15 protein-coding genes and 2 tRNA genes are annotated in these 22,772 nt (G+C 69.4%); 8 read left to right on the plus strand and 9 right to left on the minus strand.

Translation table 11 applies throughout. From position 1 onward, the window contains the following. Positions 1–5: 5 nt before the first annotated feature. The 6 genes from ASG43_RS03535 to ASG43_RS03560 form a co-directional block, all read right to left on the minus strand. Positions 6–1,049 carry a LacI family DNA-binding transcriptional regulator gene (locus ASG43_RS03535; RefSeq protein WP_056500187.1) on the minus strand — a complete coding sequence of 348 codons (1,044 nt, stop codon included), beginning with the start codon at positions 1,047–1,049 and terminating at the stop codon, positions 6–8. A gap of 169 nt (positions 1,050–1,218) precedes the next feature. Beyond that, positions 1,219–2,256, minus strand: a complete 1,038-nt coding sequence (locus tag ASG43_RS03540; RefSeq protein ID WP_056500188.1) for an L-idonate 5-dehydrogenase — start codon at positions 2,254–2,256, stop codon at positions 1,219–1,221. Positions 2,257–2,533: 277 nt separating this feature from the next. After that, positions 2,534–3,622: a substrate-binding domain-containing protein gene (locus ASG43_RS03545; RefSeq protein WP_056501066.1), complete on the minus strand. Its 1,089-nt coding sequence runs from the start codon at positions 3,620–3,622 to the stop codon at positions 2,534–2,536. 78 nt (positions 3,623–3,700) lie between these two features. Continuing rightward, complete coding sequence (locus ASG43_RS03550; RefSeq protein ID WP_056500191.1) at positions 3,701–4,726, minus strand: ABC transporter permease; 1,026 nt, start codon at positions 4,724–4,726, stop codon at positions 3,701–3,703. 45 nt (positions 4,727–4,771) lie between these two features. Then, positions 4,772–6,277 (minus strand): sugar ABC transporter ATP-binding protein, encoded by a 1,506-nt coding sequence (locus ASG43_RS03555; protein WP_056500194.1) that lies wholly within the window; start codon positions 6,275–6,277, stop codon positions 4,772–4,774. Positions 6,278–6,796: 519 nt separating this feature from the next. Then, positions 6,797–6,873, minus strand: a tRNA-Pro gene (locus ASG43_RS03560). A gap of 185 nt (positions 6,874–7,058) precedes the next feature. Here ASG43_RS03560 and ASG43_RS03565 point away from each other — a divergent pair. The 4 genes from ASG43_RS03565 to ASG43_RS03580 all read left to right on the plus strand — a co-directional run bounded on the left by ASG43_RS03565 (position 7,059) and on the right by ASG43_RS03580 (position 12,049). Then, positions 7,059–7,133, plus strand: a tRNA-Gln gene (locus ASG43_RS03565). Between the two features lie 391 nt (positions 7,134–7,524). Continuing rightward, positions 7,525–8,040 (plus strand): FecR domain-containing protein, encoded by a 516-nt coding sequence (locus tag ASG43_RS23040; RefSeq protein WP_056500197.1) that lies wholly within the window; start codon positions 7,525–7,527, stop codon positions 8,038–8,040. A 5-nt stretch (positions 8,041–8,045) separates the two neighbouring features. After that, positions 8,046–9,935 carry an adenylate/guanylate cyclase domain-containing protein gene (locus ASG43_RS03575; RefSeq protein WP_162244664.1) on the plus strand — a complete coding sequence of 630 codons (1,890 nt, stop codon included), beginning with the start codon at positions 8,046–8,048 and terminating at the stop codon, positions 9,933–9,935. A 206-nt stretch (positions 9,936–10,141) separates the two neighbouring features. Next, positions 10,142–12,049 (plus strand): methyl-accepting chemotaxis protein, encoded by a 1,908-nt coding sequence (locus ASG43_RS03580; protein ID WP_056500201.1) that lies wholly within the window; start codon positions 10,142–10,144, stop codon positions 12,047–12,049. 87 nt (positions 12,050–12,136) lie between these two features. On the opposite strand, the gene ASG43_RS03585 is transcribed toward ASG43_RS03580, so the two are convergent. Then, positions 12,137–13,321 (minus strand): CaiB/BaiF CoA-transferase family protein, encoded by a 1,185-nt coding sequence (locus ASG43_RS03585; protein ID WP_056500205.1) that lies wholly within the window; start codon positions 13,319–13,321, stop codon positions 12,137–12,139. Positions 13,322–13,354: 33 nt separating this feature from the next. Continuing rightward, on the minus strand, positions 13,355–14,542 hold the full coding sequence (locus ASG43_RS03590; protein WP_056500207.1) for an acyl-CoA dehydrogenase: 1,188 nt from the start codon (positions 14,540–14,542) through the stop codon (positions 13,355–13,357). Positions 14,543–14,644: 102 nt separating this feature from the next. Between ASG43_RS03590 and ASG43_RS03595 the strand changes: the two genes are divergently transcribed. The 3 genes from ASG43_RS03595 to ASG43_RS03605 all read left to right on the plus strand — a co-directional run bounded on the left by ASG43_RS03595 (position 14,645) and on the right by ASG43_RS03605 (position 19,154). After that, positions 14,645–15,541, plus strand: coding sequence for a LysR family transcriptional regulator (locus ASG43_RS03595; RefSeq protein ID WP_056500210.1), 897 nt, complete (start codon positions 14,645–14,647; stop codon positions 15,539–15,541). Between the two features lie 287 nt (positions 15,542–15,828). Next, a complete protein-coding gene (locus ASG43_RS03600) occupies positions 15,829–16,326 on the plus strand; it encodes a ferritin-like domain-containing protein (protein WP_056500214.1) in 498 nt (165 codons plus the stop codon). A 161-nt stretch (positions 16,327–16,487) separates the two neighbouring features. After that, positions 16,488–19,154 (plus strand): bifunctional acetate--CoA ligase family protein/GNAT family N-acetyltransferase, encoded by a 2,667-nt coding sequence (locus ASG43_RS03605; protein WP_056500217.1) that lies wholly within the window; start codon positions 16,488–16,490, stop codon positions 19,152–19,154. Positions 19,155–19,179: 25 nt separating this feature from the next. Here the strand turns inward: ASG43_RS03605 and ASG43_RS03610 are convergent, their stop codons facing one another. Then, on the minus strand, positions 19,180–20,688 hold the full coding sequence (locus ASG43_RS03610; RefSeq protein ID WP_082490566.1) for a DUF2252 domain-containing protein: 1,509 nt from the start codon (positions 20,686–20,688) through the stop codon (positions 19,180–19,182). 507 nt (positions 20,689–21,195) lie between these two features. Between ASG43_RS03610 and ASG43_RS03615 the strand changes: the two genes are divergently transcribed. Next, positions 21,196–22,671, plus strand: a complete 1,476-nt coding sequence (locus ASG43_RS03615; RefSeq protein ID WP_056500219.1) for a protein adenylyltransferase SelO — start codon at positions 21,196–21,198, stop codon at positions 22,669–22,671. Positions 22,672–22,772: the final 101 nt, after the last annotated feature.

Here is a 22,772-nt window from a genome sequence, read left to right on the forward strand (position 1 = left end):
CCCGCTCAACGCGAAGGCGGCCAAGGCGATGAAGGCCGGGCGGGCCGAAGGGCCGTCGTGCCGCGCCCGACCACGCTGATCCCGACGTCGCGCAGGATCGGCGGGGGGGTGCCGTCCGTCCTGTCGAACAGTTCGAGCAGAAGCCGCCCGGTCTCCTCGCCGATCGCCTTGGCGTCGACCCGGACCGTCGAGATCGCGGGCTCGCATTGCCGGCCGATCTCGAAGTCGCCGAAGCCGAGGACGGCGATCCCGCCGGGAACGTCGATCCCGCGGCGGCGGCATTCCATGATCGCGCCGAAGGCCGAAACGTCCGAAACCGCGAAGACGGCCTCGACGTCGCCCGCCGCCTCCAGGAGAAACGCCATCGCCTCCGCGCCGTGTCCGTACGACACCGGCGCATGACCGCGCCGCAGGACGAGATCGTCCGGAAGGCCGGCATCGCGCAAAGCCGCGGCGAAGCCCTGCAGGCGGGCCTCGCCGCGATGATCCGCGGCATCCGCGTCGACGAGCGAGCCGACGGCCGCGATCCGGCGGTGGCCGAGATCGATCAGGTGGCGCGCGGCGGCTCTCCCCGCCTCGAAGTTGGAGAAGCCGACGGATCGGTCGATCGGCGGCTCCGGACGCTCCCAGATCTCCACGATCGGAATCGCCGCATTGGTCAGCATCCGCCGCGTCGCCACGGTGTGGATCGAGCCGGCGATCACCAGGGCCTCGGGACGCCGGGACAGGAGAGCGCGCACCAGACGCTCCTCCTCCGCGATCCGGTAGAGCGTATAGCCGATGAGCAGCTGGTACGACGGGCCGAGCACCTCGGCCAGGCCCTGCGCGCTGTTGCCGAAATTGCTGTTCGTCAGTGTCGGCAGGATCAGGCCGACGAAGTTGGTGCGCCGCGAGGAGAGCGAACCCGCCACGAGGTCCGGCACGTAGCCGAGTTGCTCGACGGCGGTGAGGACGCGCCGCCGCGTCTCCTGCGAGACGATGCCGGGATCGGCGAGGACGCGGCTGACCGTCATCGTGGATACGCCGGCCAGCCGCGAGACGTCGCGCATGGTCGGCTTCTTGGGAGGGCTCGACATGGACGGTCAGGGTCCCGTGGCTGGGGTCCAAAGGCTCGGCCGGCGTTCGGCGATTCCGATCCCGGCGGGACCATGGCGTCGCGCGGGCCGGTCGGGGGTACGACGCGATCCCGCCTTGCCGCGGAGCGGGACCGCGCCTCGATCAGAAGTGAAGATGGACCTTGATGGACTGCTTGCGATCCACCGCCAGCTCGAAGGCTTCGCTCAGCCGATCCATCGGCATTTCGGCCGAGAGCACGGGCGCGACGTCGATGCGGTCGGCGACCAGCCAGTCCACGGCCGTCTGGAACTCGCCGGAGAACCGGAACGCGCCGACGAAGTCGATCTCGCGCGCCATCAGCATGTTCGCCGGCACCGGAATGTCCCCCGGCGGCATCATGCCCAGCTGCACGACGCGCCCGCCCGGCCGCGTCACTTTGAAAAGCGACGCCAGCGCGAGAGGCGAGCCCGTGGCCTCCAGCGAGACGTCGAACGTGCCCTTGTCCGCCTCGAAGGCGGAAAGCTTGTGCGCCTGCGTCGCCACGTTGATCGTCTCGTCGACGCCCGCGCCGCGGGCGAGCGCCAGAGGCTCGTCGACGAGATCGGTGATGGCGATGAAGCTCGCCCCGGCGCGGCGCGCCGCGAGTGCGAGCAGGAGGCCGATCGGGCCGGCGCCCGCGATCAGCACCGTCTTGCCGAGGATATCGCCCGCACGCCGGATGCCGTGCAGCGCGACCGACAGGGGCTCTGCCAGCGCCGCCTTGGCAAAGGGCATCGCGTCCGGCACGGGAAAGGCTTGATCGGCCCGGCAGACCAGGCGTTCGGAAAAGCCGCCTTGAACATGCGGATAGATCGCGGCCGAGCCGAAGAACCGCATGTTGCGGCAGAGGTTGGAGCGCCCGATCCGGCAGAAGTCGCAATGCAGGCAGGGACGGCTTGGATTGACCGCGACCCGCTGTCCGATGGCCAGCCCGGACACGCCCTCGCCGAGCTGCTCGATCTCGCCGGAGATTTCATGGCCGAGAACGAGCGGCTCCCTCAAGGCGAAGTCGCCGACGCGCCCCTTGCCCCAATAGGACAGGTCCGATCCGCAGATCCCGCCGGCGCCGAAGCGCACGAGCACCTCCCCCGGAGCGGCGGCGGGCTCGGGACGATCGTCGAGACGAAGGTCCTTGGCGGCGTGGATGACGGCAGCTTTCATGCGGGATCTCACGAGCGATCGAGACAAGGTGATGGCGACTGATATCGATAACGGCGCGACAGCACGATGGCGGAATCCGGTCGCATCAACCGAGCCCCTTCCGGAGACCGACTCCGGCGGGCCGAAGAGAGGATCGTCACGGGCTCGCGACAGGCGAAGCGAATCCGGAGACGCGAATCTCGGTGCTCTCTTCGGGGTCCCCGATCGGGGCGCTGTCTCGTGTCGGCCGACAGGCGAGCGGAGCCGGCGGAATGCCCGCCGGCTCCGTCCGATCGGCCTACTGGATTCCCCAGATCGCCTTATACGCGTCACGGTAGCCGTTATCCGGATCGAAGGCGTCGGACGGGCCGCCGTCGAACTCGACATTGGCCTTCGTCACGACGTGCAGCGGGGACACGTAGCCGGACCATGCGGCTCCTGCGAAGGCGCGGTTCAACTCGTCCACGAGCTGCCATCCCTGCAGGTGCAGCGGCTCGGCGACGGTGACGGCCTGATACTCGCCCGCGCGGATCCGCTGATAGGCCGATTGCGAACCGTCGCCGGCCGCGACGCTGACTGGAGCGCCGTTGCCGGCGATGCCGGCGGACGCGAGCGAGGGACCCATGAAGTCGAAATAGAGATCGTTGATCGCCAGCGAATGCGTCCAGGCCGCGCCGTGCCGCTGAAGGAGCGACGTGGTCAGCTGGGGCATGCGCGAGGACGTCTCGGCGATGGGCGTGTCGACATATTCGACGACCGTCCCGCCGAGCCGCTCGATCTCCACCTTCATCGCATCGGCCTTGGCGATCGCGACGGCATAGGTGGAATCCGTGAAGATCACGACGCCCGGCTTGCCCTTGGCATCGAGATAGGCCCAGGCCGCGGCGGCCTTGGCGACCTCCATCGGATCGGTCGTGACGTTGGCGAAGACGCCGGCGGCGGCGACCGGGCCGCTTTCGGGGGCCGCATGCCAGGCGACGATCGGGATCTTGGAGTCCATCGCCTGCTGCAGGCCGGCCTGCTGCTCGACGGCGTCGAAGCCGGCGATGACGATGCCGCTCGGATTGAGGGCGATGCCCTGGCCGACGGCGGCGGTGCGGCCGGAGATCGAACCCGCGCCGTCGATCGTGCGAACGGTCCAGCCGGCCGCCGCGGCGGCTTCCTCGATCCCGGACACGACGCCGAGGACGCCGCCGTTCTTCATGTCGGCGGCCAGGACGACGACCGTCTTGTCGGCCTGGATCTTCGGTCCGCTGGTCGGACCGTCAAAGGCCGTGACCTTCGAGGCGTAGCGATCGACGACCGCCTGTGCGTCGGCCATGGCGTCGGCCCGGACCATGGGCGCAGCGGCGATCAGCAGCGCACCGCCGATCAGCAGCGCGGACATCAGGTTTCGCATGTCGTCTTCTCCCAAACCGGCGAGACCGCTGTTGTCGCGTCTTGCGCCCCTGCTTTGTCCGGTCCGTCAGCGGCCGGACTTGGTGATGCGCCTGCGCTGCGCGTAGGCGGCGATGCCGATGGCGACGAGCAGGGTCGCGCCGTTGAAGAGGGGCTCGACATAGAAGGAGCCGCCGAACTGCTGGATGCCGGAAATGCCGACCGCGAGGATCACGACGCCGACGACGGTGCCCCATACGTTCACCCGGCCGGGCTTGATCGTGGTCGACCCGAGGAACGCGCCGACGAGCGCCGGCAGGAGATATTCGAGCCCGACGCTCGCCTGCCCGATGCGCAGCTTCGAGGCGAGGAGAACGCCTGTCGCCGCGGTGAGGAGGCCCGAGGCGACGAAGGTCGCGATGGTGAAGCGCCGCACCGGAATGCCGTTCAGCGCGGCCGCCTTCGGATTGGATCCGATGGCGTACAGGTACCGGCCGACCGGCGTGTATTCGAGCATGAGCCAAAGGACGACCGCGAGCGCCAGCACATAGAACCCGCCGATCGGCAGTCCGAACATGGTGGAGCCGTTGAGCGCGAGAAAACCGGCGGGAAGCGGCGCCACGACCTGTCGGCCGCCCGTGTACCAGAGCGCCACCGCATAGAGGATCGTTCCGGTTCCGAGCGTGGCGATGAAGCTGTCGATCTGGGCGACCTCGACGAGAAGCCCGTTCAGGAAGCCGCAGACGGCGCCGAGAGCGAGGACGATCACCACCGCGATCGGCCACGGAATGCCGAAGGCGGTCTGCAGCGAGATCGCCAGGATGTGCCACAGCACGATGCCGTAGCCGACGGTCAGGTCGATCTTGCCGGCGGCCATGGGCAGCATGGCGGCGAGCGCGAGGAGCGCGATGATCGACTTGTCGGAGACCACCGAGCGCAGGTTCAGAAGCGTCGGGAAGGTGGTGGGCAACAGCAGCGAGAAGAGGAGGATCAGCGCGAGCGTCAGGATCGGCAGGCCGTAGACGGGCAGAAGCCTCAGCACGGCCTGTCCCGTCGACAGCTCGCGCAGCTCCGAACGGGTCGGCTCGAGCGCCGTCGATTTCAGCGAGTTCATGAAGGCCTCCCAGACCTCGTCGGCGCAGCGGAACGGATGGCGATGTCAGGCCGCTTCCGCCGCGCTCGCCGTGGCGATGACGCGTTCGGTCGTGACCTCTGCGCCCGTCAGCTCCGCGATGATCCGGCCGCGATTGAAGACGAGCGCCCGATGGCACAGCATCGCGATCTCCTCGAAATCGGTGGAGACGACGAGCACCGTCAGCCCCTCCGCGACGGCGGTGTCGACCAGGCGGTAGATCTCGGCCTTGGCGCCCACGTCGACGCCGGCCGTCGGGTCCTCGAGGATGAGGAGCTTTCGTCCCGTGTCGAGCCAGCGGCCGACCACCACCTTCTGCTGGTTGCCGCCGGACAATCCTTCGATGGCGAGATCGGGACTGTTCGGACGCAGCCCGACCTTGCGGCCGAGCGCCCGTGCCGCCTCGCGCTCGCGCCGGCGCGAGCCGAAGGACAGGAGCCTGCGCCCCCGCGCCGCGGGATTGAGGAAGGTGTTTTCCCGGATCGACAGCGAACCGGCGATCGATTCCTCCGCGCGATCGCGCGCGACCAGCCCGATGCCGGACACCAGCGCCGTCTGCGGCGAGCCAAGGTCCGGCGCGACGCCGTCGATCTCGACGACGCCCCGGTGCGCCAGCGCGCCGAACAGCGCCCGGCCCACCGCTTCCTGCCCCGCGCCGCGCAAGCCGACGAGCCCGAGAATCTCACCGGAGCAAATGTCGAAATCGACCGGCCCGACATCGGCGACCTCCAGGCCGCGGACGGTGACGCGCGCGGCTGGACGCGCCGCGGGCGGCCGCTTCTCGAACGCCCGCAGCGCGCCCGCTCCGACGATCATCTCGACCAGCTGCTCGCTCGACGTCTCCGCGACCGCCTGCAGTCCGGTGACGGCCCCGTCGCGCAAAACGACCACCCGGTCCGCGATGCGGAAGATCTCGTCGAGCCGATGCGAGACGTAGATGATGCCGACGCCGGCATCCCGAAGCCGGCGGACGGCGCCGAGCAGCTTCTCCACCTCGTCGGCCGGAAGGCTCGCCGTCGGCTCGTCGAGCACGAGGAAGTCGCAGCGCGTGGCCAGCGACCGGGCGATGGCGACCAGCGACTTTTCCGTCCGCGTCAGCGAGGACACCCGGCGACCGGGATCGAAGTCGCATCCCAGACGCGCCAGCGCCTGCGCAGCCAGACGCTCGCCGGCCGCCCAGTCGATCAGGCCGCGGGTGCCGCCGCCCCATCGCGGATATCCGTTGGCGAGCGAGACGTTTTCGGCGATCGTCATCCATTCGACGAGACCGAGATCCTGGTGGACGAAGGCCACGGGCGCCTCCGCGCCGACCGAGCGGTTCGTCTCGTGGCGATAGGGCACGCCGTCGATGGAGATCGCCCCCGCGTCCGGCTTGTGGATCCCGCCGAGGATCTTGATGAGCGTCGACTTGCCCGCGCCGTTCTCGCCGAGCAGCGCCATGACCTCGCCGGAACGAACCGTGAAGCTCACGCCCTTCAAGGCCTGCGTCCCGCCGAAGCGCTTCTGCAGGTTCGTGAACTCCAGCTGCGCCACGTCAACCTCCCAGTTGCTCCGGACCCATTTTTGTTATCGATATCACTCTTAGCTGTCAATCGGCCGGTCGACGGCTCCAAGGCCCGGAGAGACCGCGGCGAGGCACGAGCGGTCGCGGGACGGAGGGCCCCTCGGCCTGCCGCCATCGACGGCCCCGCGGGGCCTTTCGATCAACGCCGACAGGCTCTCGGCCGGCGATGGCGGCGGAACGACGAAGGATGCTGGACGATGAAGGGTCGTCGCCGCGAAAGCACGGCGTGGGAAAGGCAGGTCGGCGATGCGGTTTCGAGCCCCGCCCCGATGCGAAACGCAGGCGTCGCGACGCCACCGATTCCGCTTGTCTCGTCTGACCCGTCTGACCCGCCTGACCCGTCGTTCGCCGCCGTCACGACGGCCCGCTGCCAGCGGCCGGCAAGCCCTGCAGGCGCACGACTTCGCCGACCGACACGGATCGACGTCGAGAAACCGTTGCACGAAAGGATCAGGAGCTTTGAGGGCCCGGGACGCCCTGCGAACACGTGGTCGGAGTGGCAGGATTCGAACCTGCGACCCCCTCGTCCCGAACGAGGTGCGCTACCAGGCTGCGCTACACTCCGTCACATGGAGGCGTCTATAGCGACCCTTCGGCGTCGCCGCAAGCTGCATTCGCTCCGTGTTCGGCGAGAATCCGCCCGGGTTTTCGCAAGACGAGGCTGCCGCCGTTTTTCCCGCCGCAGCCCGACGTCGCCGTTGCCAGCGCGGGTGCGTCCGGTTATGACAGCGACCCGTGCCCGACCGGCATTGGGGCGTCGCCAAGTGGTAAGGCAGCGGTTTTTGGTACCGCCATTCCCAGGTTCGAATCCTGGCGCCCCAGCCAGACGGGTCTTTGTCTCCGGTCGACGATGGCCATGCGCGGCGGCCTTTCTCGCGGACGGCGATCCCTCGGGGACAATTCCGCACGACGGCGGGCGAAGGATCTCGGCGATCCCTCGGAGCGGCCGCTTCGATCATCCCATCGCGCGCCGCTGCGATCATCCCATCCTGCGCCTTCGCCCATCACGCCCGTTCCCGATGTCGGTCGCGGGTGCGGGGCCGCGCCCTGGCGACACGCGGCGCGGCGTTCGGATCCTCGCAGTTCCGACGAGTTGTCGAAACCCTCGCGCTCGGCCACACTCGCCCTCATCCGCCGGATGCCATCGCCCTCGCGCGCCGAGGGGGTGGAAGCCGATCCGGGGCGGCTTGATCGGGCGTTGAAGGGACGGTGCGGCATGGCTTCTCGTTGGGCGACCTCAGGCGTGCTGGCCGCAGGTCTCGTCGCGCTCGCCTGCGGCTCCGGTTTTTCTCAGGACGCCTCGACCTGCAGCACCGTCGCGCTGACCGACCCGCCGCGCACGGCCTATCGCTGTGCCGGCGGGCTCGTGATCGAGGCTGAGGCCTCGGCCGAGCTTCGCATCGCCGCGCCGGCCTCGGACGGGCTACCGGACTCGGTGGACCTGACCGGCAAGGCCGCGCTCGTCGACCTTCCCGTCCGGCGCGACTTCCAGATCCGCACGCCGCATGCCATCGCCGCGGTTCGCGGGACACTTTATGCCGTCGACGTCGCGGACGGCTCCACGTCGGTCTTCGTCGTCCGGGGCCGCGTGGAAGTCTCCGAAACCGATGGAGCGGGTTCCGTCGCCCTCGGCCCCGGCGAGGGCGTCGACGTCGCGCCGGGGAAAGCCCTCGTCGTGCGGCGATGGCCCGAGCCGCGGGTCCGGGGCCTCCTGTCCCGCTTCGGGCGCTGAGATCGGTGCGAGCCGGCGGCTGGCGGCACGGGCTCGGCGGGGCCGCGATCCTGGCTGCCGCCCTGCTCTGGACCGGCTGGCTCGGTCAGCAGCACGTCGCGGGCCTGCGCAGCCTGGTCGATCGCTTCGAGGAGCCCTTGACGGATCTGCGCCTGCGTCTCGCCGGTCCGGCGACACCGCCCGCCGAGGTGGTGATCGTCGCGATCGACGACGAGACCGTGGCGGCGGAAGGCGGCTATCCGCTGGATCGCTCGCGTCTGGCCTTCCTCCTCTCCGCGATCCGGACGGCCGGAGCGAAGACGATCGGCCTCGACATCCTCTTGGCCGACCCCGGGAACGCGATAAGCGACGCGGCTCTGGCAAGGGCGCTGGCCGGGGGACACTCGGTCATCACGGCGGCGGGCCGCTTCGCGCCGGGCGATGCAAGGCTTGCCAGCATGCCGCGCCTGGACGGGGAACTGCGACCGCTCGCCGCGTTCGAGGCTGCTTCGTCCGTCGGTCTGGCCAATGTTTCCACCAACGACGCGGGAACGCCGCGCCATCTGCCGCTGGTCTTCGCAAGTCCGACGGGCCCCCTGCCGGGCTTCGCCCTGCGCGCGGCGGCCCTGCATCGCGGGGTGGATCCCCGCCTTTCGACCGACCATGTCGCCATCGCCGACCACGTCGTTCCGCTGGACATCGGCTGGCACCTGCCGCTCCGCCTGTTCGGTCCGGCCGGCTCCGTTCGCACGATCGGCGCGGAGGCGTTTCTCCGGGACGGAGCCGTGCCGCCCTCGCTGGAGGGCGCCATCGCCATCGTCGGCGTCACCGCGACCGCCGTCGGCGATACGTTCGGAACGCCCTTCGATGCGGTGACGCCGGGAGTCGAGATCCAGGCGAGCGGCATCGCGACCCTCTTGGGTGGGCCGGGCCTCGTGCGGACCACGACCCTGCGCTGGATCGACGTCGCCGTTGCGCTGCTTTTGGCCGGCGCGGGCACGCTGATCGTTCTGGGCGTGCCGCTGACGCGCGGCCTGCCGCTCGTTGCCCTCGTCCTCGCCGCCTTCGCGGCGGCCAATGCCGCGATCTTCGCCGCCGGCATCTGGATGAGCGCGGCCTTGCCGCTCGTCTCGGCGCTCCCCCCGCTGGCCGCCGCCGTCTTGCGCCGGCAGACCCTGGAGCGGCGAAGGGCGCGCGCGGCCGAAGAGGCCGAGGCCTCGCTGCGGCGCTTTCAACCGCTCGCCATCGCAGAGCGCATCGCGCACGATCCGGCCTTCCTGCGCCAACCCGTCGAGCAGCTTGCGGCGGTGCTCTTCGTGGATCTCTCGGGCTTCAGCGGCCGCAGCGAGACGATCGGGCCGGCGCGGACGCAGGATCTTCTCAAGGCCTTCCACACCCTCATCGTCGATGTCGTCGAGGCCCATGACGGCCTCGTCCTGAACTTCATGGGCGACGGCGCGATGATCGTGTTCGGCGCGATCGAACCGGCTCCCGATCCGGCGGGACGAGCGATCCGGGCGGCCCAGGCGCTCTTCTCGCGGGCATCCCGCTGGCTCGGGCGGGAGACGCCCGACGGTCGGGGTCTCGGCCTTCGGCTCGGACTGCATCTCGGCCCTGTCGTCCTGTCGCGACTGGGCCACGAGCATCATCAGCAGATCAGCATCAGCGGCAACACGGTCAACCTCGCGAGCCGGCTGATGGAGGTCGCCAAGATCGAAGGGGCGACCATGGTGGCGTCGGCTGCGCTGCTCGATGCGCTCGATGCGTCCGGGCCGTCCATCGATCCGCCGGACGACCGACGCGCCGTCGGCATTCGCGGCCTGCGCGAGCACGTGGTCGTCGGGCTTTGGTACCCGGCACGCGACCGGGAGGATCGAGAGGCCGACCGATCCGGTTCACATCGGGACGAGCGATGACGCAACGATCCGTTCGTCAGCGCGGCCAGTGCCGGATGCCGCAGCCGACGAGGGATCAACGGGCGTCGCGCGCCCCGCAGAAGAAACGCGAGCCATCGATAAGCTCAATGCATAAGTATGCAAGACTTATAGTATGCTCTCATATGTAATTATCTTAACCGTCTTTGCCGAGATTGGGCCTGTCGATCCGGAAAGGCCCCCGCAGCATGTCGTTCAATGATCTCAAGATTTCTCGAAAGCTCCTGGCGGCGTTCGCCATGGTCATCGTGGTTTCGATCGCCTGTGATGTCCTCATCTTCCGCGCTCTCAGCACCATTTCGAGCGATGTCGAAAAGAACCAGACGAGCTTCGCGCTGTCGATCGAAGTCGAGCGCATGCGCTTGGCGGCCGTCGAGCAGCAGAACGCCGTCCGGGGATACATGGCGACGAGCGATCTTGCCTTCGTCGAGACCTACGAGGCCAGCAAGAAGAGCCTGACCGATCTCGCCGCCGATTTCCGAGCGAAGACCTCGTCGGACCAGCAGCGCGATCGCGCCGCCCGCGCGCTCGCCTCCGTCGCCAACTGGCAGGCCAACTCGGCCGAGCGGCAGATCGCCCTCATGAAGGAGCCCGCCACCCGCGACCAGGCTCTGGCGCTGACGGGAAAGCTGACCTTGCGGGAGGCCGGCGTCATTTTCGACGAGATGATCGCGACGCAGAACGACATCATCAACCAGCGCGCCATCGACACGGATGCCGCCGACGCGACCGCCCGCACGACCCTCATCCTCGGGGGCCTCAGCAGCATCGCACTCGCCATCGCCATGGGCTTTCTCCTCTCGCGCAGCATCGCCGCCCCCGTCACGGCCATGACCGACGCGATGCGACGCCTCGCGGGCGGCGACCGCACGATCGAGGTGCCGGCAACCAAGCGGCGCGACGAGATCGGCGCGATGGCGGCCGCCGTTCTCACCTTCCGGGAAGCCGCCGTCGAACAGGCGCGGCTCGAGGCGGAAGCTTCGGCGAACCAGGCCGCGCAGGAGGCCATGCGCCATCGTCAGTCGGCCATCGACAGCGCCAAGGCCGAGGATCTGAAGCTCTTCGTCCACGCCGTCGAGGATGGGTTCGACGGCCTGTCGGCCGGCGACCTGACCACGCGGATGAACCATGCGGTCGCGCCGGAATTCGAGCCGATCCGCGTGAAGTTCAACGAAAGCATCGCAGCCCTCGAAGAAACGATCGGCGCGGTCGTGGCCGGCGTCGGCTCCATGCGCACGGGTCTGTCGGAAATTTCCGTCGCCTCGGCGGATCTGTCCCAGCGAACCGAGCAGCAGGCCGCCTCTCTCGAAGAAACGGTCGCGGCCCTGTCGCAGGTGACGCGCGGCATCAACGAGACGGCCGAGAACGCCGGACGTGCCCAGAACCAGGCTGCCGCCGCGCAGAAGAACGCCGAGCGCGGCGGCGAGATCGTCGGGCGCGCGATCTCCGCCATGTCGGAAATCGAGCAGTCTTCGGATCAGATCGGCAAGATCATCGGCGTGATCGACGAGATCGCCTTCCAGACGAACCTCCTCGCCCTCAATGCGGGCGTCGAGGCGGCGCGGGCCGGCGAGGCCGGCAGAGGTTTCGCCGTCGTCGCCCAGGAGGTTCGCGGGCTCGCCCAGCGCTCGGCCGAGGCCGCCAAGGAGATCAAGGAACTGATCTCCACCTCCTCCGCCCAGGTTCAGACCGGCGTCGAGCTCGTCAGCACGTCCGGTCGCGCGCTCGACGAGATCCTGACCCAGGTGGTCGCGATGAACGGCGTGGTCTCCACGATCGCGGCCAGCGCCGGCGAACAGGCCCTCAGCCTGCGCGAGGTGTCCATGGCCGCCGACAGCATGGACAAGGTCACGCAGCAGAACGCCGCCATGGTCGAGGAAACGACCGCCGCCGCCCAGACGCTGACCGGCGAGACGGAGGAACTCGCCGAGATGGTCGCTCGCTTCCGCACCCAGATGATCGCGACGGGCGCCGCCGCCAAGCCCTCGCGCCGGACGCCGCCCGCCGCGTCGGCCCGCCCCGTCGTCCAGATGCGCGCGACCGGCCGGGGCGGCGCCGCGCCGAGGCCAGACAGCGAGGAATGGTCGGAATTCTAACCGTCGAGCGCCCTGCCTGCACCCGGCACAGACAGGCGCATCCCCGCGATGAAGCCCGCGCCGGTCGAACGTCGTCCCGGCTCGGCGTCAGTCCCCGCCAACGCGCTCGGGCCAGCCGCCCGCGGCGTCGAGATGACGGCGGATCGCGTCGCCATCCGCGTCGAGCCGGGGCGAAGGTCGATCGAGATCGAGATCTCCCGAGGACAGGGTGATCGGCGTTCGGACTCCGGGAATGCCGTCCGCCTCGATCGCCATCGCGCGATGCCGGAGCTGCGGCTCCGCGAAGACGTCCGCGACCGTGTTGATCGGGCCGGCCGGAACGCCCGCTTGTTCGAGCCCGGCCAGGAGATCGTCCCGCGTCCGCCGCAGCGTCGCTTCCTCGAGGCGTCGCGTCAGTTCGGCGCGATGCGCGACGCGCGCCGGATTGGTCGCGAAGCGCGCGTCGGCGGCAAGCTCGCCGAGGCCGAGCAGCGCGGTGAGCCGGGCGAACTGCCCGTCGTTCCCGCAGGCGACGATGACGTGCCCGTCCGCCACCGGCAGGGTCTGATAGGGCGCGATATTGGGATGGGCGTTGCCGAGACGGCGCGGCACCGTGCCGGTCGCGAGGAAGTTCATGGCCTGATTGGCGAGGACGCCGGTCATGCAGTCGAAGAGCGCCATGTCGACATGGCATCCGAGCCCCGTCGTCTGGCGTTGCCAGAGCGCCGCCTGGATCGCGACGACTCCGTAGACCCCTGTGAAGATATCGGCGAAGGCGACGCCGATCTTCTGCGGCTCGCCGGCAGGGTCGCCGGTGAGGTCCATGATGCCGGCCATGCCCTGGATCATGAAGTCGTAGCCCGCGCGCTGCGCTTCGGGTCCGTCCTGGCCGAAGCCGGTCACCGAGCAGTAGACGAGGCGCGGATGGAGCGCGCGCAGGCTTTCGGCATCGAGCCCGTACTTGGCGAGACCTCCGACCTTGAAATTCTCGATGAGGACGTCGGCCTCGGCGACGAGCTTCAACACGATCGCCCGCCCCTCCTCCGTCGCAAAGTCGACGGCGATCGAGCGCTTTCCCCGGTTGCAGGCGTGGAAATAGGCGGCCGAGCGCTCGCCCTCGCGCTCGATGAAGGGCGGCCCCCAGCTCCGCGTGTCGTCGCCGCCGGGGCTCTCCACCTTGATGACGTCGGCGCCGAGATCGGAGAGCGTCTGCCCGATCCAGGGGCCGGCGAGGATGCGCGCGAGCTCGACGACCTTCAGCCCGCGCAGCGGCGGAGCGCCCTTCTTCGTCATCGCATCCCGCCCGTCATCGCGCCCGGCCCGCCATCAGAAGAAGGCCTGGAGGCCGGTCTGCGCCCGCCCGAGGATCAGGGCGTGGACGTCGTGCGTGCCCTCGTAGGTGTTCACCGTCTCCAGATTCTGCGCGTGGCGCATGACCTGATACTCGATCTGGATGCCGTTGCCGCCGTGCATGTCGCGCGCCATCCGGGCGACGTCGAGCGCCTTGCCGCAATTGTTGCGCTTGACGATCGAGATCATCTCCGGGGCCATCCGGCCCTCGTCGAGGAGGCGGCCCACGCGAAGCGACGCCTGCAGCCCCAACGCGATCTCCGTCTGCATGTCCGCGAGCTTCTTCTGGAAAAGCTGCGTCTGGGCGAGCGGGCGGCCGAACTGCTTGCGATCGAGCCCGTATTGGCGTGCGCGGTGCCAGCAGTCCTCCGCGGCGCCGAGAACGCCCCAGGATATGCCGTAGCGCGCCCGGTTGAGGCAGCCGAACGGTCCCTTGAGGCCGGAAACGTTCGGGAGAAGCGCGTCCTCGCCGACCTCGACGCCGTCCATCACGATCTCGCCGGTGATCGAGGCGCGCAGGGAGAGCTTGCCGCCGATCTTCGGGGCGGTGAGGCCCTTCATGCCCTTGTCCAGGATGAAACCGCGGATCTCGCCGTCATGGGCGGCCGACTTCGCCCACACGACGAAGACGTCCGCGATCGGAGCGTTGGAGATCCAGGTCTTGGCGCCGGTCAGGCGATAGCCGTCCGCGGTCTTCTCGGCGCGCGTCGTCATGCCGCCGGGATCGGAGCCGGCATCGGGTTCGGTGAGGCCGAAGCAGCCGATCGCCTCGCCCGAGACGAGGCGCGGCAGGTATCTCTGCCGCTGCTCCTCCGAACCGTAGGCGAAGATCGGATAGATCACGAGCGAGGACTGAACCGACATCATCGAGCGGTAGCCGGAATCCACGCGCTCGATCTCGCGCGCGACGAGCCCGTAGGAGACGTAGTTCGCCCCGGCCGCGCCGTAGGTATCGGGCAAGGTCACGCCGAGGAGACCCGCCTGTCCCATCAGGGGGAAGAGATCGGCGTCCATGCGCTCGTCGAGATAGGCATCGTTCACGCGCGGGCGCAGCACGTCCTCGGCGAACGCGGCGGCGGAATCGCGGATCATCCGCTCCTCCTCGCCGAGCTGGTCCTCGATCAGAAACGGATCGTTCCAGACGAAGGCGTTGCGCTCGGCCATGGTCGGTCTCCTCGGATGGGCTCGAAGCTCCTGTCTACCCCGCTCCGCCAGCCGGACGCCAGCAAGGTTTACGCCTCGATCCATTCGGTTTAGGAATGGATCATGTCGCCCTTCGCGCGCAAGCTCCTGCCCTCGACCGGGGCCCTCGCCGCCTTCGACGCGGTCGCGCGGAGCGGCAGCTTCACGGCGGCGGCCGAAGCTTTGTCGCTGACGCAGAGCGCGGTCAGCCGGCAGGTGGCGCTTCTCGAGGCGCAGCTCGGCACGCCCCTCTTCGCGCGCACCAGCCGTTCCGTCACGCTGACGGAGGCGGGACGCGCCTACGCCGCCGCCATCGGGCCGGCGCTCAGCGAGATCCGGCGCGTCACGCTGCAGATGATGACGAAGCGCCATGCCGATACGCTCGAACTGGCGATCCTTCCGACCTTCGGAACGCGCTGGCTGATGCCGCGCATTCCGCGTTTCGTGGCGGACCACCCCGGCATCACGCTCAACTTCGCGACGCGGATCGGCCAGTTCGACTTCGCGCGCGAAGGCCTCGACGCGGCCATCCACATCGGACGGCCGGATTGGCCGGGCGCCGAATGCCGTTTCCTGATGGGCGAGACCGTCGCGCCGGTCTGCAGCCCGGACTTTCTCGAGGCGCATCCGATCTCCGGGGCCAGCGATCTGCTCGGCCTGCCGCTCTTTCACATGGCGTCGCGGCCGGGCGCCTGGAGCGGCTGGTTCGGCGCGGCGGGACTCGGGCAGGCGAGCGAGGAGGGCATGCGCTTCGAGCAGTTCTCGCTGGTCTCGCAGGCCGCGATGGCCGGCCTCGGCGTGGCGCTGATGCCCCTCTTCCTGATCGAACGGGAATTGTCCTCCGGCCGACTGGTGATCGCCCATCCCCATGTCGTGGAAAGTCCGAGCGCCTACTACCTCGTCGCCCCCTCCTTCGAGCGCGGCGGCGCGGCGCTCTCAGCTTTCAGCGACTGGATCGTCGGGGAAGCCCGCGCGGCCTGACGACGGTCCGGAGCCCCGTCGGGCCGGCGAGGCCGCGATCCGCCGGTCCGCCGGTCCGTGAGGCGAGGGAAAAGCCATCATCCGCTTCGCGGCACCTCGGCCATGCCGCCCGTCTCGGGGATGCGTCGTGCCCCTCCATGTCGCTCGGCGGCTACCGACTGCGTCCGGAACGAAGACGAGGAAGGCGGCTTACCGGCCCACACGCAGCGCGGATCACCGCGCTGTCGTCGAAACGGCGCGCCGCGGCCAAGCAGCTTCGGCGCGCCCTCGATCAAGGGACGAATGCGATGAGCGACAAGACCCTCAAGGAGCTGTTTCTCCACCAGCTGAAGGACACCTATTACGCCGAGAACGCGATCATCAAGGCTCTGCCGAAGATGATGGAGGCGGCGACCTCGACGGACCTGAAGTCGGCGCTCGGCGTCCATCTGGACGAGACCAAGGGCCAGGTGAAGCGCCTGGAAGAGGTCTTCCGCATCGTCGGCGTCAAGGCCGAAGGCGTCGAGTGCAAGGCGATCCTCGGGATCATCGGCGAAGGCGAGGAGGTGATGGAGGAGTTCCAGGGCTCCGACGCCCTCGACGCCGGCATCATCTCGGCGGCTCAGGCGGTCGAGCACTACGAGATCACGCGCTACGGCACGCTGAACGCCTGGGCAGAGCAGCTCGGCCTCGAGGACGCCGCGAGCCTTCTCAAGGAGACGCTGATCGAGGAGGAAAACACCGACGACATCCTGTCCGATCTCGCCGAAACCTCCGTCAACGCCGAGGCGACCGAAGAAGCCTGACCTCGCTGAGCGCGGCGACGGGAGCCTTCGCGCTCTTGTTGCCGCGCTTTCGAAGCGTGCGGGCTTTCACCGCGGGACGGCGACCGGTGGCCGGATGCCGTTCGCGCGCTACAAGGGTATCTGTCAGGCCGCGGAACATCGGTGCCGCTGCGGGAGCCCTCATGTCCATTCGCCATCTCGACGCCCTCTTCGAGCCCCGCGCCATCGCCCTCGTCGGCGCCAGCAATCGCGCGGGCTCTGTCGGCGAGGTCCTTGCCCGCAACATCTACGGCTCCGGGTTCAAAGGTCCGGTCATGCCGGTCAACCCGCACGAGACGGCGATCCGCTACTCGGTGAGCTATCGAAGCGTCGCCGATCTTCCCCTGGTGCCGGACCTTGCCGTCGTCGCGACGCCCGCCGCCGGCGTCGCCGCCATTCTCGGGGAACTCGGGCGGAAAGGCTGCCGCGCGGCCATCGTGATCTCTGACGGCTTCGCCGACGAGGCGCTGCGCCAGGCGCTGCTCGACGCCGCCGCGCCGCATCTCCTGCGCATCGTCGGGCCGAACGCGATGGGACTGATCTCGCCGGCCGCCGGGCTCAACGCGAGCTTCGCGCATCTGACGCCGAAGGCCGGCGACGTCGCCTTCGTCAGCCAGTCCGCCACGATCGCGACGGCGGTGCTCGACTGGGCGGACGTGCGCGAGATCGGCTTTTCCCACGTCGTTTCGGTCGGCGACATGTGCGACGTCGATATCGGCGATCTCCTCGACTACCTCGCGCTCGACGCCCGCACCCGCGCCATCCTTCTTTATGTCGAGACGATCACCGAGGCGCAGAAGTTCATGACCGCCGCGCGCATCGCCGCGCGCACCAAGCCGGTCGTGGTGATCAAGGCCGGCCGGAGCGAAGCCGGAGCGCGGGCCGCCGCCTCCCACACCGGCGCGCTCGCCGGCTCCGATGCCGTCTACGACGCGGCCTTCCGCCGGGCGGGCATGTTGCGCGTCGGCTCGCTGCGCGAACTCTTCGAGGCGGTGGCGACGCTGGCCTCCGGCATCCGCCCGAGGGGCGACCGGCTCGCGATCCTGACGAACGGCGGCGGTGCGGGCGTGCTCGCCACCGACGCGCTGTCCGATTGCGGCGGCCGCCTCGCGCAATTGTCCGATGCGACCGTCGAGCGCCTCGACCGGCTCCTCCCGACCGGCTGGTCGAAGGGCAATCCGATCGGCATTCCGGCCGGCGCGGCATCCTCGACCTATGCCGAGACGCTTCGCGCGATCCTCGAGGACCCGGCGCAGGACGCCGTGCTCGTCCTCCATTGTCCGCAGGCCATCTCCGACAGCACGGGCGCGGCGGAGGCCACGGTCGACGCGGCCCGCGGGCAGGAGAATCGCAAGGCGCCCGTCCTCACCTCCTGGCTCGGCGAGCGCGCGGCACGCGACGCGCGGCGGCTCTTCGCAACTGGCGGCGTTCCGACCTACCAGACGCCGGACGAGGCGGTGCGCGCCTTCATGCAGCTCGTCGACTACCGCCGGAACCAGGATCTTCTCATGGAAACGCCGCCCGCCATCGCGCCGGGCGGAACCGACCTCGCGGCCGCCCGAAGCGTCATCGACGACGCGATGTCGAACGGCCGACCGGTCCTGACCGAGCCCGAGGCGAAGCGCCTCCTTTCGGCCTACGGCATTCCCGTGGTGCTGACGCGGATCGCGGCCTCCCCGGCCGAGGCTGCCAGGCTCGCAGCAGAGATCGGCTTTCCCGTCGCGCTGAAAATCCTGTCCGGCGACATCACCCACAAGTCCGATGTCGGCGGCGTCCGTCTCGATCTCGACACGCGCGAGATGGTGGAGGAAGCCGCCGCGCACATGCTCAAGCTCGTCGCCGAGCGTCAGCCGGGGGCTGTGATCGCGGGCTTCACCGTGCAGGCGATGATCCAGCGCCCCCGCGCCCACGAGCTGATCGCCGGCGTCACCACCGACCCCGCCTTCGGCCCGGTCATCCTGTTCGGCCAGGGCGGAACGGCCGTCGAGGTCATCGCCGACCGCGCCGTCGGCCTGCCGCCCTTGAACGAGATCCTCGCGCGCGATCTCATCGGTCGCACGCGCGTCGCCCGGCTCCTCGACGGCTACCGCGACCGGCCCGCCGCCGACCTCGGCGCCATCGCCGCGACCTTGGTGACGCTCTCGCAGATGCTCGCCGATTTCGACGAGATCGCCAAGATCGACATCAATCCGCTGCTGGCCGACGAAAACGGCGTGCTCGCGCTCGACGCCCGCGTCGTCCTCCAGCCGGCGACCGGCTCCACCCGGCGCTCGCGCTTCGCGATCCAACCCTATCCGAGCGAGTTGGAGGAGGTGATCCTCTCGCGCGGCGGCACGCCCTTCCATCTGCGCCCGATCCGCCCGGAGGACGAGCCCGCGCTGATCCGGATGGTGGAATCCTCCGATCCGAACGACATTCGCCTGCGCTTCTTCTCCGCGATCCGGAAGGTCGGCCATGCCTTCGCCGCGCGCCTGACGCAGATCGACTATCGCCGCGAGATGGCCTTCGTGATCCAGGCCGATCCGAAGACCAATGCCGACATTCTCGGCGTCGCCCGTCTGATCGTGGACCCGAACGAGGAGATCGCCGAATTCGGCATCATGGTGCGCTCGGACCAGAAGGGTCGCGGCATCGGCTGGATGCTGATGAACGCGATCCTCGCCTATGCGAAGAAGCGCGGCTTCCAGGAGATCTACGGCGAGGTCCTGTCGGAAAACACGACCATGCTCGCCATGGCGCGCACGCTGGGCTTCGTCCAGAAGGCCCATCCCGACGATGTCGGCCTGCGCAAGGTCGTCATCCGCCTCTAGGGCATCGCGAACCCGCGCGGGACGCTCAGGCGGACCCGTCATCCCCGGGTCCGAAGCGCCCGTCCGCGATGGCATCGACCAGCGCCTGATGGTCCAGCGCGTTCTGGTCGCCATACGTCTCCGCCCAGTCCGCCAGCGCCTCGTCGAAACTGCGGTTTTCCGAACCGCCGCAATAGCCCGAGATCGCGGCGGCGTCCCCGGTTCGGGCATGGGCCCGCGCCAGAAGCGCGCCGTAGCCGAAGGCGAAGAACACGAGCGAGCGGCCCGTCAGCAGCGAATGCGGGATCTCGCCCTTCATGTTCTTCATCTGCCGGACATAGAAGGGCCGGTCATCGATCGTCGTCCAGCCGAGCAAGGGATCGCCGACCGCCTGCAGCAGCCTTTGTCCGTAGACGACGCGCGCGCCGTCATGCGATCCGTAGGGCTCGGGCAGCGGCGCCACATAGGGCGCATGCGAGGGCCGGATCGCTTCCTTGACCTGCAGGAACAGAGCGTCCTGATCCGAATTGCCGAAGAGCAGCGCCAGATAGGCCCGTGTCCCGACGCTGCCGACCCCGACCACGCGGTGGACGACATCGACCACGTGGTAGCGGCTCAGCATGAAGCGGCGTTCACGCGGCAGGGATTCGGCATAGTGCTCGAGACCGGAGATCACGGCCTCGCGCACATCGTCGTCGACCGCGGTGAGGATCGGCGGGTCCTCGCGCAGGCGCCAGCCCCCGTCCACCTGTCGCTCTCCGGCCTTTTCCAGGAGGGACGCATTGTTGCGGCGCCGCGCCTTCTCCACCGCCTTGCGCAGGACCGCCTGCGAATCCGGGTCGATCTCGATCCCGTCGAAGTCGAGCCGGTCGGCCCGCGCGGCGCGATGCCAGACGTCGATCGGCCCCTGCGGCGCCAGTTCCACCATCGAGCGGCGATAGCCCTCGACGCAGCCGGCGACGATCCGCCGCCGGTCCTGGCGTCCGATCGCCTCGTCGCGCCCCGCGACGTTGAGGCTGGCGACGAGGCGCTTCAGGTCCCATTCCCAGGGACCGATCGTGACCTCGTCGAAATCGTTGAGATCGAGCACGACGTCGCGCTGGGGCGTGCCGAACAGGCCGAAATTGGAGATATGCGCATCTCCGTTCATCACGACGTCGATGCCGCTCCGGGGCGTCGTGGACAGATCCGCCGCCATCACGCCGGCCGCCCCCCGCAGGAAGGCGAAGGGCGATTCCGACATGCGCTTCAGACGGATGGGAACGAGGCGGGCCTGCCGGCCCTCGTTGCTCGCCGCTACGATCGCCACGGGATCGCGTCGCCCGTCGGTCGAAACCGCTTCGCCATGGGCGGCGTGGGGCACGGACAGGCGCATTTTCTTGCCCGCCGCCCGGCGCTTCTCCCAGGGCTCGCCCTTGGCGCGCAGGTCGATCCGCGGGATCGCCTCGGCCGGCGCGAGCACGACGTCGGAAGCGTCCGGTAAAACGGGCGAAACCGGGCGTTCCGACGGCAGGTCGGCAGGCGTTTCCGGGAGGCCGGGATGATCGAGACTCATGTCACCAGCCTTTCACGCGCTGCAGCACGGGAAGAAAGGGCCCGGCGTCCCGCTTTCAAGGCATCCCGGCCAGTGGCGAAACGCCCGGCGGCGCCTGTGCCTTTCCGGTGACTCCGGCCCTTCGCGCAGCCCGGCCGCAACGCCCCGCCCCTGCCGGGCCTCGGCTGCCCCGCGCGGGACTTCCTGTCGGCAGGATGAACGGCCCGTTCGCCGCTCGTTCATCGCGGCGGCGCGATAAGACGCCATCGCTTTCACGAAAAGCAGCCGCGTCGTCCCGTCCCTTCCGGCCCGGCTGTTCTGGCCGGGCGCCTCGCAAGAGGCGTCCGGTCCCTCATCGGTCTCAGCGTCTCGCGTCTCCGTCCTTCGAAGGGCCACGCCCGCATCTTGGCCCGAAGAGACCGGCATTCGCGGCGCAGCGCCCTCGAAAGCCGGTGACAAGGACTCCATCTACGCATCCAGCGAAACCGCGACGGCTTTGTTCGGCGCGACAGATGCGAGGCAGGTCCCGTGACGGCTCACTTCTCCTTCGACAACAGCTATGCGCGGCTGGACGCCCCCTTCCACCGCCCGACCCTGCCGACCCCCGTTCCCGCGCCGCGCCTCGTCCAGCTGAACCGGCCGCTCGCCGAAGAGCTCGGCCTCGATCCCGATGCGCTCGACAGCCAGGAGGGCGCGGAGATCCTGTCCGGCAATCGCATCCCGCGCGGTGCCGAGCCGATCGCGGCGGCCTATGCCGGGCACCAGTTCGGAAATTTCGTGCCCCAGCTCGGCGACGGACGCGCGATCCTTCTCGGCGAGGTCGTCGACCGCGCGGGGCGTCGTCGCGACATCCAGCTGAAGGGCTCCGGCCCGACGCCCTTCTCGCGCGGCGGCGACGGGCGCGCGGCGCTGGGACCCGTCCTGCGCGAATACATCGTCAGCGAGGCCATGGCCGCCCTCGGCATTCCGACCACGCGGGCGCTGGCCGCCGTCGCCACCGGCGAGCCCGTCTATCGCGAGACCGCCCTGCCCGGCGCGGTCCTCACGCGCGTCGCCGCCAGCCATGTGCGGATCGGCACGTTCCAGTTCTTGGCCGCGCGCGGCGACGACGACGCCATCGGCCGGCTTGCCGACCACGTCATAGCCCGCCACGATCCGCAAGCCGCGGAGGCGCCGAACCCCTATCGCGCGCTGCTGGAGGGGGTGGCGCGTCGGCAGGCGAGGCTCGTCGCGCGCTGGATGCAGGTCGGCTTCATCCACGGCGTGATGAACACCGACAACATGTCGATCTCCGGCGAGACGATCGACTACGGCCCCTGCGCCTTCATGGACGGCTACGATCCCGCCACCGTCTTCTCCTCGATCGACCGGAACGGGCGCTACGCCTATGCCAACCAGCCCGGCATCGCGCAATGGAACCTGACGCGCCTCGCCGAATGCCTGCTGAGCCGCCTCGACCCGGACGAGAGCCGGGCGATCGAGATCGCGCAGGACATCCTCGCCGGCTTCGCCGAAGCCTTCAACGCGGCCTATGTCCAGGGCTTTCGCGAAAAGATCGGACTTCACGACGAACAGGACGAGGACGCGGCGCTGATCCAGGATCTCCTCGGACGAATGGCCCGGGAGACGGCCGACTTCACCCTCACCTTCCGGGGGCTCGGAACGGCGGCGGAGACGCCGGAAGCGGACGCCTCGGTCCGCGCGCTCTTCGCCGATCCCGCAGCCTACGACGGTTGGGCCGTCCGCTGGCGCGCGCGTTTGGCCGCGGAGTCCCTGGCGCCCGCCGCACGCAAGGCCGCGATGGATGCGGTCAATCCCGCCGTGATCCCGCGAAACCATCGTGTGGAGGAGGCCCTCGCCGCCGCCATCGCGGGCGACACGGCTCCGTTCGAACGCTTGAACGCGGCGCTCGCCCGCCCCTACGAGGACCGTCCGGACTTCGCGTCCTATGCCGCCCTCCCGCCCGAGCGCGAGGCCGCCTATCGGACCTTCTGCGGAACCTGAACCCGGCCGGGCGCGGCGGGGCCGAAGCGCCCCGCGCCCAAGATAGGGCTTGACCCGGACGGTTCGTTCGACGTTCGTCGCCGCGACGGAGACGGGACGGC

This window comes from Aureimonas sp. Leaf454, assembly GCF_001424685.1.
Classification (GTDB): domain Bacteria; phylum Pseudomonadota; class Alphaproteobacteria; order Rhizobiales; family Rhizobiaceae; genus Plantimonas.